Raw genomic sequence first — 17036 nt, forward strand, 5'->3', positions numbered from 1 at the left:
CGAGACCACACTCGTGAGCACACCCAGCCAGTTTTCCCCCGATCACCCGGTCAGCGCCGAGCAACGCGTGCTCAGCGGCCGCGACCTCTGTTCCTTGTGGTTTTCCCTCGGCATCGGCCTGATGGTGCTGCAGACCGGTGCTTTGCTCGGCCCCGGCCTGGGCCTGGCCAACGCTGTGCTGGCGATCATCGTCGGCACCAGCGTCGGCGTGCTGCTGCTCGCCGCGGTCGCGGTCATCGGCAGTGATACCGGCCTGTCGTCGATGGCCGCCCTGCGCCGCAGCCTGGGCAGCAATGGCGCGCGTCTGCCAGCTATGCTCAACCTCCTGCAACTGATCGGCTGGGGCTCGTTCGAAATCATCGTCATGCGCGATGCCGCCAGCCTGCTTGGCGAGCGCGCCTTCGGCGAAGGCAGCGTGCTGACCAATCCGTTGCTGTGGACCTTGTGCTTCGGCGCGCTGGCCACCTTGCTGGCGGTCAGCGGGCCGTTGACCTTCGTGCGCAAGATTTTGCGCAAGTGGGGCATCTGGCTGCTGATCGGCGCCTGCTTGTGGCTGACCTGGAACCTGTTTGCCAAGGCCGACCTGGCCGCGCTGTGGGCGCGCGCCGGCGATGGTTCGATGCCGCTGGCGATTGGCATTGATATCGCCATTGCCATGCCGCTGTCGTGGCTGCCATTGATTGCCGACTACTCACGCTTCAGCCAGCGCGCCAGCCGGGTGTTTGCCGGCACGGCGCTGGGCTATTTCATCGGCAACGTGTGGATGATGAGCCTGGGCGTGGCCTACACCCTGGCCTTTGCTCCGGCGGGCGAGGTCAATACCTTGCTGTTGGCCCTGGCTGGCGCCGGCCTGGGCATTCCGTTGCTGCTGATCCTGCTTGATGAGTCGGAAAAAGCCTTTGCCGATATTCACTCGGCGGCGGTTTCCACAGGTTTTCTGCTGCGCTTGAAGGTCGAGCACCTGGCCTTGGCCATTGGCGTGCTGTGCACCCTGATCGCCAGCTTGGCGCCGCTGGCGCAGTACCAGAACTTCCTGTTGCTGATCGGCTCGGTGTTCGCGCCGCTGTTCGGCGTGGTGCTGGTCGATCACTTCATCGTCCGCCGCCGGCGCAGCGACTCAAGCCCGATCCACAGCCTGCACTGGCCGGCATTGCTGGCCTGGGCGATTGGCGTCGCGGCTTACCATTTGCTGGCGCACTACGCGCCGAACGTCGGCTCGACCCTGCCGGCCTTGCTGCTGGCAGGGGTGGTCTATTGGGCCGCCGCGCCGGCAGTCAGCCGCGACCGGGAAACAACTCCGGCCTGATCACGCCGTTCAGGCGCGGGTAGGGGATTTTCAGCTCGATATGGCCCATGGAGTACGGGGCGATGGCATAGACCTCGTACTTCAGCACCACCGCGCCGTAGGTCAGGGCGATGTGCGGGGTCTGGCGGAACGGCCAAGTCTTGACGAACTCGGCGTCCTTGTCCATGCCGGTGCTGATCAGCCAGCCTTTGTGGGCTTCTTCGGCGGTCTTCCAGAAGGTCGCTTCCTGGCCCGGCACCAGCATGTCCTGCAGGCTCAGCACCTTGTCCTGCTGGCGCGAATAGTTGATGAAGCCGCGCCCGGGCATGCCGTGGGCGCCGCCGGTGTCCAGGTAACTGGACAGTTCGATGATCACCAGTCCGTCATGCTGCTCGCGTACCTTGGCTTGCAGGTAGCTGCTGTTGCGGCTTTGCGCGCTGGCCATGAACTGCTCTTCGTAGGCTTTGAGCGAGCTGGGCAGGGCGCTGCGCTCGTTGTCCTGGGTCAGTTGCAGCAGGCGTTTCTCGACGATCCCGTCCAGCTTGGGGTTGGCCGGGAAGTGGATGGTGTCGATGTTGACCAGCGGGCAATCGGCATTGCTGCAACCGGGCTTGATGTGCTCCCAGCGATCGCGCTTGACCTCCAGCGGCGTGCGCATGTTGGGCTGGAACAGGCTCTGACAAGCGCCAAGGGCCAGGGCCAGCACGGCCACGGAAGTCAGTTTCACAAGCGTCATGATGATCCTTGTAAGGCAAAGGTGATCGGACTTGGACCGTCGGCAAGGCCGTCAGTTCGCCACTAAGCTGAATAGACCAGCGGGGTGCCTATCCTCGCAGCCTGGACGGTATCTTTAAAGAGGTGAAACGCAGCGGTACGCAGGTTAGGATGGCGCGATGCGGTAAATGAGGTAATGAGGATTCCCATGTCTGACACGTTCAACAACGCTGTGCCCAGCCAGGTCGAGATCGTCGATCGGGCCACTTGCTACAAGGGCTTCTACCGCCTCGACAAGGTGCGCCTGCGCCACGAGCTGTTCGCCGGTGGCATGGGGCGCGAGATCAGCCGCGAGCTGTTCGTGCGCCATGATGCGGTGTGTGTGCTGCCTTACGATGCCCAGCGCGACGAAGTGGTGCTGATCGAGCAGTTTCGCGTCGGCGCCATCGGCAAGGTCGACAACCCCTGGCTGATCGAACTGGTCGCCGGTCTGATCGACAAGGACGAACAACCGGAAGAAGTTGCACACCGTGAGGCCGAGGAGGAAGCTGGGCTGGTGTTCAGTACGCTGTGGCCGATGACCCGGTATTTCCCGTCACCGGGCGGCAGCGACGAGTTTGTGCATCTTTACCTGGGCCGTTGCAGCAGCGTTGGGGCCGGTGGCCTGCACGGGCTGGAAGAAGAAGGCGAGGATATTCGCGTGAAGGTCTGGGCGTTCGAGGATGCGCTGCAGGCCGTGCGCGACGGCAAAATTGCCAACGCGGCAACCATCATTGCCTTGCAATGGCTGGCCTTGAACCGCGCTGAAGTCAGGGGGCTATGGTCGTGAATCTGCTGCGCGAGCGCTACCGGGTAGATCTGGTCGGGTTGCAGGCTGCCTGCGAGGCCAACTATGCGCGCCTGATGCGCCTGCTGCCCGACATGCGCAGCACCCAGAGCTCGCGCCGGATCGGCATGACCCAGGGCGACCAGATGCTTGGCGTGCTGGTCCTCGATGTAGTGCTCGCCTGTCCCTACACCACCACCTTGCGCGTGCGCCAGGAGCACAGCCTGCCCTGGCTTCCGGTGCCGCAGCTGGAGGTGCAGGTCTACCACGACGCGCGCATGGCCGAAGTGGTCAGCGCCGAGCACGCCCGGCGTTTTCGCAGTATCTATCCGTACCCCAATGCGGCCATGCACCAGCCGGACGAAAAGGCCCAGCTGAATCTGTTCCTCGGTGAATGGCTGAGCCATTGCCTGGCCTGTGGCCATGAGTTGGCCGTCGTTCGCTGAAATGTGATGACGGTCGTTTTCGAGTATTTGCTCAACGCCCGCCAGCCGCCATAATCGCGCTGAATCCGTTCAAGGAGTCGGCCCTTGCCGCAACCATCGATCCCCCCTAGCGACGCGCCGGTGTACCTGGTGCAACTGACCGACAGTCATTTGTTTGCCGACGCGCAAGGCACGCTGCTGGGCATGAATACCCGCGACAGCCTGCAGCGGGTGATCGAGCGGGTACGCGACGAGCAGCCGCGGATCGACCTGCTGCTGGCCACCGGCGATTTGTCCCAGGATGGTTCGGTCGAGTCCTACCGCTGTTTTCGTGACCTGACCGCGAGCCTTGAGGCCCCCGCGCGCTGGCTCGCCGGCAACCATGACGAGCCGTTGCCAATGGAACAGGCGGCGCAGGGCACTGATTTGCTTGATCCGCAGGTGGATATCGGCAATTGGCGAATCCTCATGCTCAACTCGGCGGTGGCCGGTTCGGTGCCGGGCTTGCTCGATGACGGCCAGCTCAGGTTGCTAAAGAGCGCCTTGGACGAAGCGCCCGAGCGCCATCACCTGATCTGTTTCCATCACCAACCGGTATCTATCGACTGCGCCTGGATGGCGCCGATCGGCTTGCGCAACGCCGACGCACTGTTTGCTGTGCTGCAAGGTTATCCACAGGTACGGGCCTTGCTCTGGGGCCATATTCACCAGGAGTGGGACCAGGTTCGCGACGGCGTGCGGCTATTGGCCTCACCCTCGACCTGCATCCAGTTCGAGCCGCGCAGCGAAGACTTCAAAGTCGGCGAGCAGGCCCCCGGCTACCGCTGGCTGCGCCTGCAGGCGGACGGCTCGATCGACACCGGCGTGTCACGGGTCAGCGACTTCGAATTCACCGTCGACTACGAAGGCGACGGCTATTAAGTGTTGCCAAATCGCTGAAACTGCTGCATCTGCCGTCTAACAGGCTAAAATGCGCGCTTTCCTGCCTGGCGATCCAGGCATTCAAGGCGCATCGGGGGCGGCATGTCGGGTTCGATTCTCTATATTCACGGGTTCAACAGCGCGCCGTCGTCGAAGAAGGCCAGCCAGCTGGTAGCAGTCATGGCCCAGCTGGGGCTGGCCGAGCGCCTGCGCGTGCCGGCCCTGCATCATCACCCGCGCCAGGCCATCGCCCAGCTTGAGGCGGCGATTGCCGAGCTCGAATCGCCATTACTGGTCGGCAGCTCGCTCGGCGGCTACTATGCCACCCATCTGGCCGAACGCCATGGGCTCAAGGCCCTGCTGGTCAACCCGGCGATCAACCCGCACCGGCTGTTCGACGGCTACCTGGGGCCGCAGCAGAACCTCTACACCGGCGAAACCTGGGAACTGACCCTGGACCACGTGCAGGCCCTGGCCGAGCTGGAAGTGCCGGCGCCGACCGATGCCGGGCGCTTTCAAGTGTGGCTGCAGACCGCCGATGAAACCCTGGACTACCGCCAGGCTGAGCAGTTCTACCGTGCCTGTGCACTGCGCATCCAGGCCGGTGGCGATCACAGCTTCCAGGGCTTTGCCGAACGCCTGCCAGCCCTGCTGAGCTTTGCCGGCATTGCCCCGCAGCAGTATCAAACACTCGATTTTTCTGTATTTTGATAACCTATTTTCACCCACGACTGACGACGAGAACCCATGGCCATTCCCAGCGCTAGTGCCTATAACGCAGACGCCATCGAAGTCCTCTCCGGCCTTGACCCGGTGCGCAAGCGCCCGGGCATGTACACCGACACCAGCCGGCCGAACCACCTGGCCCAGGAAGTGATCGACAACAGTGTCGACGAAGCCCTGGCCGGGCACGCCAAGTCGGTGCAGGTGATCCTCCACGCCGACCATTCCCTGGAAGTGTCCGACGATGGTCGCGGCATGCCGGTGGACATCCACCCTGAAGAGGGCGTGTCCGGGGTCGAGCTGATCCTCACCAAGCTGCACGCGGGTGGCAAGTTCTCGAACAAGAACTACCAGTTCTCCGGCGGCCTGCACGGGGTGGGTATTTCGGTGGTCAACGCCTTGTCCAGCCAGGTGCGGGTCAAGGTCAAGCGCGACGGCAACGAGTACCAGATGACCTTCGCCGATGGCTACAAGGCCACCGAGCTTGAAGTAGTCGGCAGCGTTGGCAAGCGCAACACCGGCACCAGCGTGTACTTCGCCCCGGACCCCAAGTATTTCGATTCGCCGAAATTCTCCATCAGCCGCCTCAAGCACGTGCTCAAGGCCAAGGCCGTATTGTGCCCGGGGCTGCTGGTCAGCTTCGAAGACAAAGGCACCGGCGAGAAGGTCGAGTGGCACTACGAAGACGGCCTGCGCTCCTATCTGGTCGACTCGGTCAGCGAGTTCCTGCGCCTGCCCGACGAGCCATTCTGCGGCAGCCTGGCCGGTAACAAAGAGGCGGTCGACTGGGCCCTGCTGTGGCTGCCTGAAGGCGGCGACAGTGTCCAGGAAAGCTACGTCAACCTGATCCCCACGGCCCAGGGCGGTACCCACGTCAACGGTCTGCGCCAGGGCCTGCTCGATGCCATGCGCGAGTTCTGCGAGTTCCGCAACCTGCTGCCGCGCGGCGTCAAGCTGGCGCCGGAAGACGTCTGGGAGCGCATCAGCTTCGTGCTTTCGACGAAAATGCAGGAGCCGCAGTTCTCCGGGCAGACCAAAGAGCGCCTGTCCTCGCGCGAGGCTGCCGCGTTCGTTTCCGGGGTGGTCAAAGACGCCTTCAGCCTGTGGCTCAACGCTCACCCGGAGGTGGGCATGCAACTGGCGGAGCTGGCGATCAACAACGCCGGCCGGCGCCTGAAGGCGAGCAAGAAGGTCGAGCGCAAGCGCGTCACCCAGGGGCCGGCACTGCCGGGCAAGCTGGCCGACTGCGCCGGCCAGGACCCGATGCGCGCCGAGCTGTTCCTGGTTGAGGGTGACTCGGCCGGCGGTTCGGCCAAGCAGGCGCGGGACAAAGAGTTCCAGGCCATCCTGCCGCTGCGCGGCAAGATCCTCAACACCTGGGAAGTCGATGGCGGCGAAGTCCTGGCCAGCCAGGAAGTGCACAACATTGCCGTGGCCATTGGCGTCGATCCCGGCGCTGCCGACATGAGCCAGTTGCGCTACGGCAAGATCTGCATCCTTGCCGACGCCGACTCCGACGGCCTGCACATCGCCACCTTGCTCTGCGCGCTGTTCGTCCAGCATTTCCGCCCGCTGGTCGAAGCCGGCCACGTCTATGTGGCCATGCCACCGCTGTATCGCATCGACCTGGGCAAGGAAATCTACTACGCCCTCGACGAAGCCGAACGCGACGGCATCCTCGACCGCCTGGTGGCCGAGAAGAAGCGCGGCAAGCCGCAGGTCACCCGATTCAAGGGCCTGGGTGAGATGAACCCGCCGCAACTGCGGGAAACCACCATGGACCCGAACACCCGACGCCTGGTCCAGCTGACCCTCGACGATCTGGACGGCACCCGCGAAATCATGGACATGCTCCTGGCCAAGAAGCGCGCCGGCGATCGCAAGAGCTGGCTGGAATCCAAAGGCAACCTGGCCGAGGTCCTGGCTTGATACGTGTGGCCCTGACTGCGGCTCTGGCGTTGTTGACGCTTCCGGCACTGGCCGCGCCGTGGCCGGAGCTCAAGCTGGTCGCCGAACACCCGGTCGAGGGCATGCGTGGCGGCAATCTGTCTGGCCTGAGCGAATGCCGAGGCGGGCTGTGGGCGGTTTCCGACCGCGATGACGAGCTGCTTTACCGCCTGGATACCTCGGCTGCCGTCTGGCAAGCCGAAGCGCAGCGCATGGAGGTACCGCCGGTACCGGACAGCGGTTTGCCCTGGGGCTTGCGCTCGCGCACCTGGGCTGCCGCGCAGGTGCGCGGCGGCGAGCTGGACTTCGAAGGCATCAGCTGTGATGCCGCCGGCAACCATTACCTGGTCAGTGAAGCCCATGCGGCCGTGCTGCAGGTACCAATGGAAGGCGCGCCCAACTGGCTGAAAATCGATTCGAGCATGGTCCGCCAGGCGCGCGCCAGCGGCATGCTGCTGCACTTCAATGCGTTGTTCGAAGGCCTGGCGGTAAGCCCGGCCGGTGACCGTATCTGGCTGGCGGCCGAGCGCGAGCGCCGCGGCCTGCTGCTGATCAACCGCCAGCAGACCACCTGGAACTGCGGCAACGGTTGCGTGCTGCTCAGCGAAGCCGGGGTCGAGATGCAGCCGCCGCAGATGCCCAGGCCGCGCCCGGTGTCGCGCGACTTTGCCGATCTGGCCCTGTTCAACGACAAGCTCTTTACCCTGGAGCGCAACGCCTATCGCATTTGCCGGCGTGATGCGCAGACAGCCAAGGTCGAGCGCTGCTGGTCGTTTGCCGCCGATGCCCTGGCCGAACCCCGGCGTTACTCGCAGCCATTCGGCCTGGCCGAGGCGCTGGTGATCGATGACAAGGGCGCCTGGATTGGCCTGGACAACAACGGTGCGACCCGCCAGGACGGCGAATCGCGACCGATCGTCTGGCGCTTTGCCGCGCCGGCCGGCGGCTGGAGTGGCAAATCGTGAGCCAGCCGCCGGGCAAGCGTGCTGGCCGGGTACTGCTGATTCTGGCCTGGGCGGCTGGATTGTTCCTGGCCACGCGCTTTTTCGGCGAGTGGGAGCAGCGTCAGGCCAACCCCAATGCCGTGGTCACCTCGCAACATGGCGAGGGTTACATCGAAGTGCAACTGGCCGGCAACGGCCAGGGGCATTTCGTCGCCGATGGCCGGATCAACGGCCAGACGGTACATTTTCTGCTCGATACCGGGGCGACCGACGTGGCGATCCCCGAAGCCCTGGCCGGCAAGCTAGGCCTGGAGCGCGGTGCGCCGGTGATGTTGAGCACCGCCAATGGCCGCACCCAGGGCTACCGCACGCGCCTGGACCAACTGCAGCTGGGCGATATCCTCCTGCGCAATGTGCGCGCGCTGGTGGTGCCGGGGCTCGATGGCGAACAGGTATTACTGGGCATGAGTGCCCTGAAACAACTCGAATTTACCCAGCGTGGCGGCACCTTGCTGCTGCGCCAGAACCTGAAATGATGAGGCCCGCATGAGCGACTCCCTTGATCTCAGCCTCGATGGCGTAGAGCGCCGGTCACTGGCTGACTTCACCGAACAGGCCTACCTCAACTACTCCATGTACGTGATCATGGACCGCGCCTTGCCGCATATCGGCGACGGCCTGAAGCCGGTGCAACGGCGCATCGTCTATGCCATGAGCGAACTGGGCCTGGACGCCGACTCCAAGCACAAGAAGTCGGCGCGTACCGTCGGTGACGTGCTCGGCAAGTTCCACCCTCATGGCGACTCGGCCTGCTACGAAGCCATGGTGCTGATGGCGCAGCCGTTCAGCTACCGCTACACCCTGGTCGATGGCCAGGGCAACTGGGGTGCGCCGGACGATCCGAAGTCCTTCGCCGCCATGCGCTACACCGAGGCGCGCCTGTCGCGCTACTCCGAAGTACTGCTCAGCGAGCTGGGCCAGGGCACTGCGGACTGGGTGCCGAACTTCGACGGCACCCTCGATGAGCCTGCGGTGCTGCCGGCGCGCCTGCCGAACATCCTGCTCAACGGCACCACCGGTATCGCCGTGGGCATGGCCACCGACGTGCCGCCACACAACCTGCGCGAAGTCGCCTCGGCCTGCGTACGCCTGCTCGATGAGCCCAAGGCCACGGTCGAGCAGCTTTGCGAGCACATCCAGGGCCCGGACTACCCGACCGAAGCCGAGATCATCACCCCGCGTGCCGAACTGCTGAAAATCTACGAAAGTGGTCGTGGTTCGGTGCGCATGCGCGCGGTTTACCGCATTGAGGACGGCGATATCGTCGTTACCGCGCTGCCGCACCAGGTCTCCGGGGCCAAGGTGCTGGAGCAGATCGCCGCGCAGATGCAGGCCAAGAAGCTGCCGATGGTCGCCGACCTGCGCGACGAGTCGGACCACGAGAACCCGTGCCGCATCGTCATCATCGCCCGCTCCAACCGGGTTGACCTCGACGAGCTGATGCAGCACCTGTTCGCTACCACCGATCTTGAGTCCAGCTACCGGGTCAACGTCAACATCATCGGCCTGGATGGCCGCCCGCAGCTGAAAAACCTGCGGGCGCTGCTGGTCGAATGGCTGGAATTCCGCGTGCAGACGGTGCGCCGCCGGCTGAAGTTCCGCCTCGACAAGGTCGAGCGCCGCCTGCACCTGCTCGAAGGCCTGTTGGTAGCCTTCCTCAACCTGGATGAAGTTATCCACATCATCCGCACCGAGGACCAGCCGAAAGCTGCGCTGATTGCCCGCTTCGACCTTACCGAGACCCAGGCCGAGTACATCCTCGAGACCCGCCTGCGCCAACTGGCGCGCCTGGAAGAGATGAAGATCCGCAACGAGCAGGACGAACTGGCCAAGGAACAAGCCAAGCTGATCGCCCTGCTGGGCAGCGAAACCAAGCTGCGCAAGCTGGTGCGTGCCGAGCTGATCAAGGATGCCGAAACCTACGGCGACGACCGCCGCTCGCCAATCGTCGCCCGTACCGAAGCCAAGGCCCTGTCGGAAAACGAGCTGATGCCGACCGAACCGGTCACCGTGGTGCTCTCGGAGAAGGGCTGGGTGCGTTGCGCCAAGGGCCACGATATCGACGCCACGGGCCTTTCCTACAAGGCTGGCGATGGCTTCAAGGCCGCCGCTGCCGGGCGCTCGAACCAGTTTGCCGTGCTGATCGACTCCACCGGCCGCAGCTACTCGCTGGCCGCCCACACCTTGCCATCGGCCCGTGGCCAGGGCGAGCCGTTGACCGGCCGTCTGACGCCGCCACCGGGCGCAAGCTTCGACTGCGTGCTGCTGCCCGAAGATGACGCCCTGTATGTGATCGCCTCCGACGCCGGTTACGGCTTCGTGGTCAAGGGCGAGGACCTGCAGGCCAAGAACAAGGCCGGTAAAGCCCTGCTCAGCCTGCCCAACGGTGCCAAGGTCATTGCCCCGCGCCCGGTCGCCGATCGCGAGCACAACTGGCTGGCGGCGGTGACCACCGAAGGCCGCCTGCTGATCTTCAAGGTCAGCGACCTGCCGCAACTGGGCAAGGGCAAGGGCAACAAGATCATCGGCATCCCGGGCGACCGGGTGGCCTCGCGTGAAGAATTTGTCACTGATCTGGCGGTCATTCCCGACGGCGCGACCCTTGTATTGCAGGCCGGCAAGCGTACCCTGTCTCTGAAGGCCGACGACCTTGAGCATTACAAGGGCGAACGTGGGCGCCGGGGCAACAAATTGCCCCGTGGCTTCCAGCGGGTTGACGCGCTGTTGGTCGAAATTCCCGGATAAGCCGGGTTAGACAGCCTGAACGGGTATTTTCGTGCCCGTTCGCGGTTGAAACACTGGAGTCGAGCCGCTATTTCGCGGATGATAGGCCCCTTGCGGTACCAGCGTGGCTGTGTATCCGAACGAATCTATATGAGTATCACTGCGGTTTGCCTTGTGGCGACCGCCTGGATGGGATGATGAAATTTCTGCGCCTTCCGTTGGTTCTGCTGTGTGGCGTGCTCGGACTGGCTGGTTGCAGCATGCACCAACCGGTATCCCTGTATCAGCTCGACAGCGGTGAGCCTGGCCAACCCAAGCAAAGCGCGGGTATGGCAGTGGTTCTCGGCCCAGTGTCGATTGCCGACTACCTGCAACGCGAAACCCTGCTGCAACGCCAGGCCGATGGCAGCCTGACTGCTGCCACCGATGGCCGCTGGGCCGGTAGCCTGTCGGCCGACATCGACCAGTTGCTGGTCCGTCAGCTGGCCTGGCGTCTGGACAGCCAACGTGTGGTCCTGGCCCCGGCCAGCACCGGTTTCACCCCGGATGTACAAGTGCTGCTGTCGATTACCCGCCTGGACTCCGGCACCAACCAGCCAGCGATTCTCGACGCCCAGTGGCGCCTGCTCGATCGCCGTGGCCAGGTCCGTGACAACCGCATCGTGCACCTGGAGCAGCAGCACCAGGGTAGCGAGAGCGCCCAGGTACAAGCCCAGGGCCAGTTGCTGCAAAAGCTCGCCGAGCAGTTGAGCATTGCCTTGAAGCCGCTGGCCAACCAGCCGGCAGTGGTGGAAGAACAACAACCGAAGAAAGCTGCACCGGTACAAGTGCGCAAAGAGCCGGAAAAGCCGAAGATCCCGTTGGCTACGCCGATTCGTACCGACCTGGAAGTGTTCCGCTTCTAAGTCGAGGACTTACAAGAAGCCCGCAGCGATGCGGGCTTTTTTGTGCCCGTGTGGGAGCCGCGGTGCGACGATCCGACTTGACCCGCGATGCGGTCGGCGCAGGCGACACATCGGGTTGCTAGCGTTTTCGCGGGGCAATAAAAAAGGTTCTTCACGGAATCCCGGGGGCTATGATTCTTGGGTTGGGTTGCGGACTTATCCATTCGGTGTGGCGCCGCTGTTGGCCCCTTCCGCCCTTACGGCGGGTCCCTTTTGTTCTTGGCAAAAGGAACCAAAACCGCTCGCTCCAGCATACGGCCCTACGCTGCGCTCCGGGTTCCTTCGCTACGGTGCCTTCCAGGGGCATCGCGGCCTACGACTTGCTTCGCCAAGTCTACGTCTCGCGACTTCGGCCTCGGCCGAAGGGTGCTACGCACCAGCCCCCTCCAGACACCTGCGCTCAGCCTCCTGAAGTCGCGAAGTTACGGGCGGCGCCTGCACTGACGTATCTACGAAAGCAGATGCTGGCGAAGCCATGCTGACGCAGGAGCGGGACAAGCCCGCTGGTAAAATGAGTACCAACTTGCTTCATCTTGATGTTCATGCACGTACTTCCAGGCGCCGCGAAAGGCGACTTCAGGAGGCCGAGCGGAGGTGCCTGTAGGGGCGGTGCGCAGCACCTTCGGCGGCAGCCGAAGACGCGAGATGTAGACTTGCGAAGCAAGTCGTAGGCCGCGATGCCCCGGAAGGTGCCGTAGCGAGGGGACCCGAAGCGCAGCGTAGGGCCGTATGCAGGAGCAAGCGGTTTTGCCTACTTCTTCCCAAGAGAAAAGTAGGCCGCCGTAAAGGCGGAAGGGGCCAGCAGCAGCCCCACACTGAATGGATAAACTCGCAGCCTCAACATCCCAACCCGGGATTCCGTGAAGAGCCATAAAAAAGCCCGCATCACTGCGGGCTTTTGCTCTGCCAAGGGGTCAGCTCTTGACCCGGCGCTCATGCATCCGTGCCAGTTGCCGCTCCAGCATCGATGGGTACGGCTCCATCAGACGCTCGACACAGCAAGCGCCTTCGGGGCTGGCGATCGGGCGAATCCGCGCACGCTGACGAACCAGGGCGTCGTCGCTGATCTTGCGCTCGACCAGCAGCAGGTTGCGGCTGTGCTGCGACAGGGCCAGGGCGTCCTGGGCTTTTTCGGTCAGCAGCAGGTCGATCTGGCTCAGGCCGTGCAGGTCTTCACCCAGGGCCAGGCCCAGCTGCAGTTGCAGGGTGATGCCGCTGTCGGCCACTTCGATTTGCAGCTCATGGCCCAGGGCACGCAGCAGCTCGCCACAGCAGATGGCATTGGTGAGGTAGTCCTCGCCGCTATCCTGGCTGTGGAACAACAGCAGGGTGCTGCCGTCGTTGAGGGTATGCACTTCGCTTTCATACAGTGAGGCTGCCTGGTCGAGGCAGTCGCGGTAGCGTTCCAGCAGCTCGGTCAGGCGCGTGCGTGGCAGGCGTCGCAGTTGCTCCTGGGAGCCCAGTTGCACCGCCAGCACGGCGCTGGCCTGTGGCTCGCGGTTGACCGGGGCTGCCAGGGCAGGGGCGGGGCTGTGGTCCTCGTCGAGCAGGTCGGCGAAGGCGTCATCGCTGTCGTCGTCCGTTACAGGCTTGACCGGTTTGGCGGCCTTGGCCACAGCCGGTTGTTCGTCGAAGCTCGGGTCGCGCAGGTTACGCACTTCGAACTCCGGCTCATCCTCATCGAAGGACTCTTCTTCTTCCGGCTCGATTTCCCGTGGTGGCGGGGCCAGGCGGGTGTGCAGCTGGCGCGCCAGGTCGCCGATTTCATCCTGGCGTTCGATGGCCGGGGTGAACTCGTTGATGTCGCGCAGCCAGACCCGCAGCTGCAACAGCGGCGTGGAGATGTAGCGGCCCAGGCGCAGGCTCATGGCTAGCGCCAGGGCCAGCAGGATACCGGCAAGGATGCCCATGCTCTGCAGGCTGATGGTCAGCGGCTGCTGGAACTGGCTCATGTCCAGGCTGATGCGCAGTTGCCCGGCGGTCACGTCCTGGAAGGTGATCTTGGTCTGGTACAGGCCTTCGGCTTCACCCAGCAGGCCGTTTTTCGGGCGCTGGCCGGCTTCGGCGAGGATCCGGTTGTCGACGCTGTAGATCGCCGCATGGGCCACCAGCGGGTTCTTCACCAGGTTGCCCAGCAGCACGTTGAGGCTGAGGATGTCGTTGGACACCAGCAGCTCGGTGGCCGAGGTGGCGGTCTGGGTGGTCAGGCTCTGCCCGAGGGCATCGGCCTGCTCATGCATGGCTTCCTTGAACTGCAGGCCCATCACGCAGGCGTAGATCACCAGCGCCAGTGCCACCAGAAACACGTTATGGCAGGCGATACGCAGCGCCAGCGGTATTCGGCGTTGGCGCAGGGCGTGGAAGATCAGCAGGAAGAAGTTGTCGGTCTTAACGGGCGTGGGCCGGTTCACAGAGCGCGGCTCTTTATGTCGGAGAAGTTGCTGCGCAGTATAGCGAGCGCTCAGGGGCGGGCAAAGTATCGACTGCGCCCGATGGTCAGCGAAAATCGGTAGAATGCGCTTTTTTTCAACGAGTCGGAGCCCGTCTTGCGCGAAATCGTTCTGATTAACATCACCGGTGAAGACCGCCCGGGTCTTACCGCCGCCATCACCGGCGTCCTGGCCCAGGGTGGAGTGAACATCCTCGACATCGGTCAGGCGGTGATTCACGACACCCTGTCCTTTGGCATCCTGGTCGAAATTCCGGATACCGAGAAGGCCTCGTCGGTGCTCAAGAACATCCAGTTTGCGGGTAACGAACTCGACCAGCAGGTGCGGTTTACCCCGGTTTCCGAAGCCGACTACCAGAATTGGGTCGAAGGCCAGGGCAAAGCCCGGCACATCGTCACCCTGCTGACCCGGCGGGTGACTGCCGAGCAGTTGCAGCGGGTCAGCTCGATCACCGCCAAGTACGGGCTGAACATCGACCATATCGATCGCCTCTCGGGTCGTGTCGCGCTGGACACCCCGGCCGAGCAGAGCAAGGGCTGCATCGAGTTCTCGGTACGAGGCGAGCCGGCTGATCCGCAAGCCCTGCGCGCCGAGTTCCTTAGCGTCGCCCAGGAGCTGAACGTCGACATCGCCTTCCAGCAGGATTCGCTGTTCCGTCGCAACCGCCGCCTGGCGGTGTTCGACATGGACTCGACACTGATCGAAGCCGAAGTGATCGACGAGCTGGCCAAGGCTGCCGGGGTCGGTGAGCAGGTATCGGAAATCACCGAGCGGGCCATGCGTGGCGAGCTGGATTTCCGTGCCAGCTTCAAGGAGCGCCTGGCGCTGCTCAAGGGCCTGGACGTTGGCGTGCTCGACGAAATCGGCGCTTCGCTGCGCCTGACCGAAGGCGCCGAGACGCTGTTCGCCGAACTCAAGCGCCTGGGCTACAAGACCGCCATCCTCTCCGGTGGCTTCACCTACTTTGCCAAGCAGTTGCAAGCCAAGCTGGGCATCGACTACGTGTTCGCCAACGAGCTGGAAGTGGTGGATGGCAAGGTGACCGGCGTGGCGGTCGAGCCGATCGTCGACGCCCAGCGCAAGGCTGACCTGCTGGGTGAGCTGGCGCGCAAAGAAGGCCTGCAGATGGAGCAGACCATTGCCGTCGGCGATGGCGCCAACGACCTGCCGATGCTGGCGATTGCCGGCCTGGGCGTGGCGTTCCGGGCCAAGCCACTGGTCAAGCAGTCGGCCAAGCAGGCGATCTCGACCCTGGGTCTCGATGGTGTGCTTTACCTGCTGGGTTTTCGCGATCGCGACGGTCGCGCCTGACTGCGGGGCCGCCTGGCGGCCCATCCAGCTTCCACAGGTACAAAAAAGCCCGCATCGCTGCGGGCTTTTTCAGTTTCAGGCCTGTACCGGCAGTGCCAGGCGCTCGCCCATGCTCACGGCAGAGCCGGCGCCGAGCTGTTCGGCCCATTTCACCTGCTCTGGCCCGAACAGTACGACAGCTGTCGAACCGAGTTTGAAACGGCCCAGTTCCGCGCCTTTTTCCAGATGGATCGGCGCGCGGCTGGCTTCGTCGTAGCGCACCGTCTTCAGTTCACGCTTGGGTGGCGTTACCAGGCCGGCCCAGACGGTTTCGATCGAGGCGACGATCATCGCGCCCACCAGCACCACGGCCATCGGCCCGCGCTCGGTGTCGAACAGGCAGACAACGCGCTCGTTGCGGGCGAACAGCTCCGGAACGTTTTCGGCAGTGGTCTGGTTGACCGAGAACAACCGGCCCGGTACGTAGATCATCTCGCGCAAGGTGCCGGCCAGCGGCATGTGCACGCGGTGGTAGTCCTTGGGCGACAGGTAGATGGTCGCGAACTGGCCACCCATGAACGGCGCGGCATTGGCCGGATCGCCACCCAGCAGCTCGAGGGCGCTGAAGCTGTGGCCCTTGGCCTGGAAGATGCGGCCGTGCTCGATCGGACCGAGCTGGCTGACGGCGCCGTCGGCCGGGCAGAGGATTGCCCCCGGGGTTTCATCCAGCGGGCGTGCACCGGGCTTGAGGGCGCGGGTGAAGAAGGCGTTGAAGTGCTCGTAGGCGGTAACGTCTTCGACCAGGGCCTGGGACATGTCCACCTGGTAGCGCTTGGCGAACCAGCTGGTGAAGGCGTTCTTGAACCAGCGCACGCGGCATTCGGCAACGCAGCCGGCCAGGCGCGAGAGCAGGTGGTGGGGCAGCAGGTACTGGCTGATGATGAACAAGCGGGATTTCATTGGGTTTCCTTAAAAACTTCGACAGGGGTGTCGGGGTGGTTGCCCCATTCGCCCCAGGATCCGGCGTAGGCTTTGACCCGAGGGTAGCCCAGATGCTTGGCTACCAGGTAGGTAAAGCCGGATCGGTGGTGGGTCTGGCAGTGGGTGACCACTTCCTTGTCTTTGCTGATGCCCAGCTGCTCGAGGATCTCGGGCATGTCCTTGCGGATGCGCTGGTGATCGTTCAGGTCCATGCCGGCGGTCCATTCGAAATTGACTGCGCCGGGAATGTGCCCGCCCTTGGCTGCGAGAACTTTCTCGCCGCGGTATTCGGCCGGGCTGCGCGCGTCCCAGATCGCCAGGTCGGCGGCGCCGAGGCGGCTTTGCAGGTATTCGCGGGTGGCCGTAGGCTCTTCGTGCAGGGTCAGGTTGACCGTGCTGCTTGCAGCGTCGGGTACTTCAGTGCTGAGGTTGCTCGCTGGCCACGCGTGGACACCGCCGTTGAGGTAGTGGTAACGGGAGTGACCGATTACATCCAGCAACCAGATGAAACGCCCGGCCCAGCCGCCGCCCTCGTCGTCATAGACCACATAGACCGCATTGGCGTTATGGCCGAGCTCGGCGAAGAGTTTTTCCAGGTCGGCCTTGGCCGGCAACAGGCCCGGCGCAGGAGGCTGGCCTAGCTGGGTGCGCTTGAAGTCGACGAAGCGCGCCCCCGGAATATGCCCGCTGGCATAGCGGTTGGGGCTGGTCAGGTCGACCAGGATCAACTCTGGCGCATCCAGGCGGGTTAGCAGGTCTGCCGGCTCGATAACCAGGGGCAGGCCAGAAAAGTCAGTCATCC

16 protein-coding genes are annotated in these 17036 nt (G+C 64.0%); 11 read left to right on the forward strand and 5 right to left on the reverse strand.

The genetic code is table 11. From position 1 onward, the window contains the following. Positions 1-13 precede the first annotated feature (13 nt). Positions 14-1306, forward strand: a complete 1293-nt coding sequence (cytX, locus tag LOY37_RS02310; RefSeq protein WP_195885542.1) for a putative hydroxymethylpyrimidine transporter CytX — start codon at positions 14-16, stop codon at positions 1304-1306. On the opposite strand, the gene LOY37_RS02315 is transcribed toward cytX, so the two are convergent. After that, on the reverse strand, positions 1275-2021 hold the full coding sequence (locus tag LOY37_RS02315; protein ID WP_093376769.1) for an RsiV family protein: 747 nt from the start codon (positions 2019-2021) through the stop codon (positions 1275-1277). The genes cytX and LOY37_RS02315 overlap by 32 nt on opposite strands. A 186-nt stretch (positions 2022-2207) precedes the next feature. On the opposite strand from LOY37_RS02315, the gene LOY37_RS02320 reads away from it, so the two are divergent. From LOY37_RS02320 to LOY37_RS02360, 9 genes are all read left to right on the forward strand, one after another. Further along, on the forward strand, positions 2208-2828 hold the full coding sequence (locus tag LOY37_RS02320; RefSeq protein ID WP_093376764.1) for an NUDIX domain-containing protein: 621 nt from the start codon (positions 2208-2210) through the stop codon (positions 2826-2828). Continuing rightward, the gene (locus LOY37_RS02325; RefSeq protein WP_045193762.1) at positions 2819-3271 is read left to right on the forward strand and encodes a DUF1249 domain-containing protein; all 453 of its coding nucleotides are present in this window, start codon (positions 2819-2821) and stop codon (positions 3269-3271) included. Before LOY37_RS02320 ends, LOY37_RS02325 begins: the two co-directional genes overlap by 10 nt. A gap of 84 nt (positions 3272-3355) precedes the next feature. Beyond that, the gene (cpdA, locus tag LOY37_RS02330) at positions 3356-4171 is read left to right on the forward strand and encodes a 3',5'-cyclic-AMP phosphodiesterase (RefSeq protein ID WP_093376759.1); all 816 of its coding nucleotides are present in this window, start codon (positions 3356-3358) and stop codon (positions 4169-4171) included. A gap of 102 nt (positions 4172-4273) precedes the next feature. Continuing rightward, entirely contained in the window at positions 4274-4882 is a 609-nt protein-coding gene (locus tag LOY37_RS02335) for a YqiA/YcfP family alpha/beta fold hydrolase (RefSeq protein WP_045193759.1), read from the forward strand. Positions 4883-4918: 36 nt separating this feature from the next. Beyond that, a complete protein-coding gene (parE, locus tag LOY37_RS02340) occupies positions 4919-6823 on the forward strand; it encodes a DNA topoisomerase IV subunit B (RefSeq protein WP_258716232.1) in 1905 nt (634 codons plus the stop codon). After that, positions 6820-7806 (forward strand): esterase-like activity of phytase family protein, encoded by a 987-nt coding sequence (locus LOY37_RS02345; protein ID WP_258716233.1) that lies wholly within the window; start codon positions 6820-6822, stop codon positions 7804-7806. Before parE ends, LOY37_RS02345 begins: the two co-directional genes overlap by 4 nt. Beyond that, positions 7803-8321 carry a TIGR02281 family clan AA aspartic protease gene (locus tag LOY37_RS02350; RefSeq protein ID WP_045193755.1) on the forward strand — a complete coding sequence of 173 codons (519 nt, stop codon included), beginning with the start codon at positions 7803-7805 and terminating at the stop codon, positions 8319-8321. Before LOY37_RS02345 ends, LOY37_RS02350 begins: the two co-directional genes overlap by 4 nt. A 10-nt stretch (positions 8322-8331) precedes the next feature. Then, entirely contained in the window at positions 8332-10590 is a 2259-nt protein-coding gene (gene parC, locus LOY37_RS02355) for a DNA topoisomerase IV subunit A (protein WP_258716234.1), read from the forward strand. 176 nt (positions 10591-10766) lie between these two features. Next, complete coding sequence (locus tag LOY37_RS02360) at positions 10767-11474, forward strand: membrane integrity-associated transporter subunit PqiC (protein WP_045193753.1); 708 nt, start codon at positions 10767-10769, stop codon at positions 11472-11474. A gap of 439 nt (positions 11475-11913) precedes the next feature. Here the strand turns inward: LOY37_RS02360 and LOY37_RS02365 are convergent, their stop codons facing one another. Both LOY37_RS02365 and LOY37_RS02370 read right to left on the reverse strand, forming a co-directional pair. Then, entirely contained in the window at positions 11914-12057 is a 144-nt protein-coding gene (locus LOY37_RS02365; RefSeq protein WP_258716235.1) for a hypothetical protein, read from the reverse strand. A gap of 370 nt (positions 12058-12427) precedes the next feature. Further along, on the reverse strand, positions 12428-13924 hold the full coding sequence (locus LOY37_RS02370; protein WP_258716236.1) for a histidine kinase: 1497 nt from the start codon (positions 13922-13924) through the stop codon (positions 12428-12430). A gap of 135 nt (positions 13925-14059) precedes the next feature. On the opposite strand from LOY37_RS02370, the gene serB reads away from it, so the two are divergent. Next, positions 14060-15274 (forward strand): phosphoserine phosphatase SerB, encoded by a 1215-nt coding sequence (gene serB, locus LOY37_RS02375; RefSeq protein ID WP_123564940.1) that lies wholly within the window; start codon positions 14060-14062, stop codon positions 15272-15274. Positions 15275-15349: 75 nt separating this feature from the next. Here serB and asd read toward each other — a convergent pair whose 3' ends face one another. Beyond that, complete coding sequence (gene asd, locus LOY37_RS02380; RefSeq protein ID WP_258716237.1) at positions 15350-16213, reverse strand: archaetidylserine decarboxylase; 864 nt, start codon at positions 16211-16213, stop codon at positions 15350-15352. Continuing rightward, positions 16210-17034, reverse strand: a complete 825-nt coding sequence (locus tag LOY37_RS02385; RefSeq protein ID WP_258716238.1) for a rhodanese-like domain-containing protein — start codon at positions 17032-17034, stop codon at positions 16210-16212. Before LOY37_RS02385 ends, asd begins: the two co-directional genes overlap by 4 nt. Between the last annotated feature and the right edge of the window lie 2 nt (positions 17035-17036).

The sequence above is a fragment of the Pseudomonas sp. B21-012 genome, from assembly GCF_024749305.1.
In the GTDB taxonomy this organism is placed as follows: domain Bacteria; phylum Pseudomonadota; class Gammaproteobacteria; order Pseudomonadales; family Pseudomonadaceae; genus Aquipseudomonas.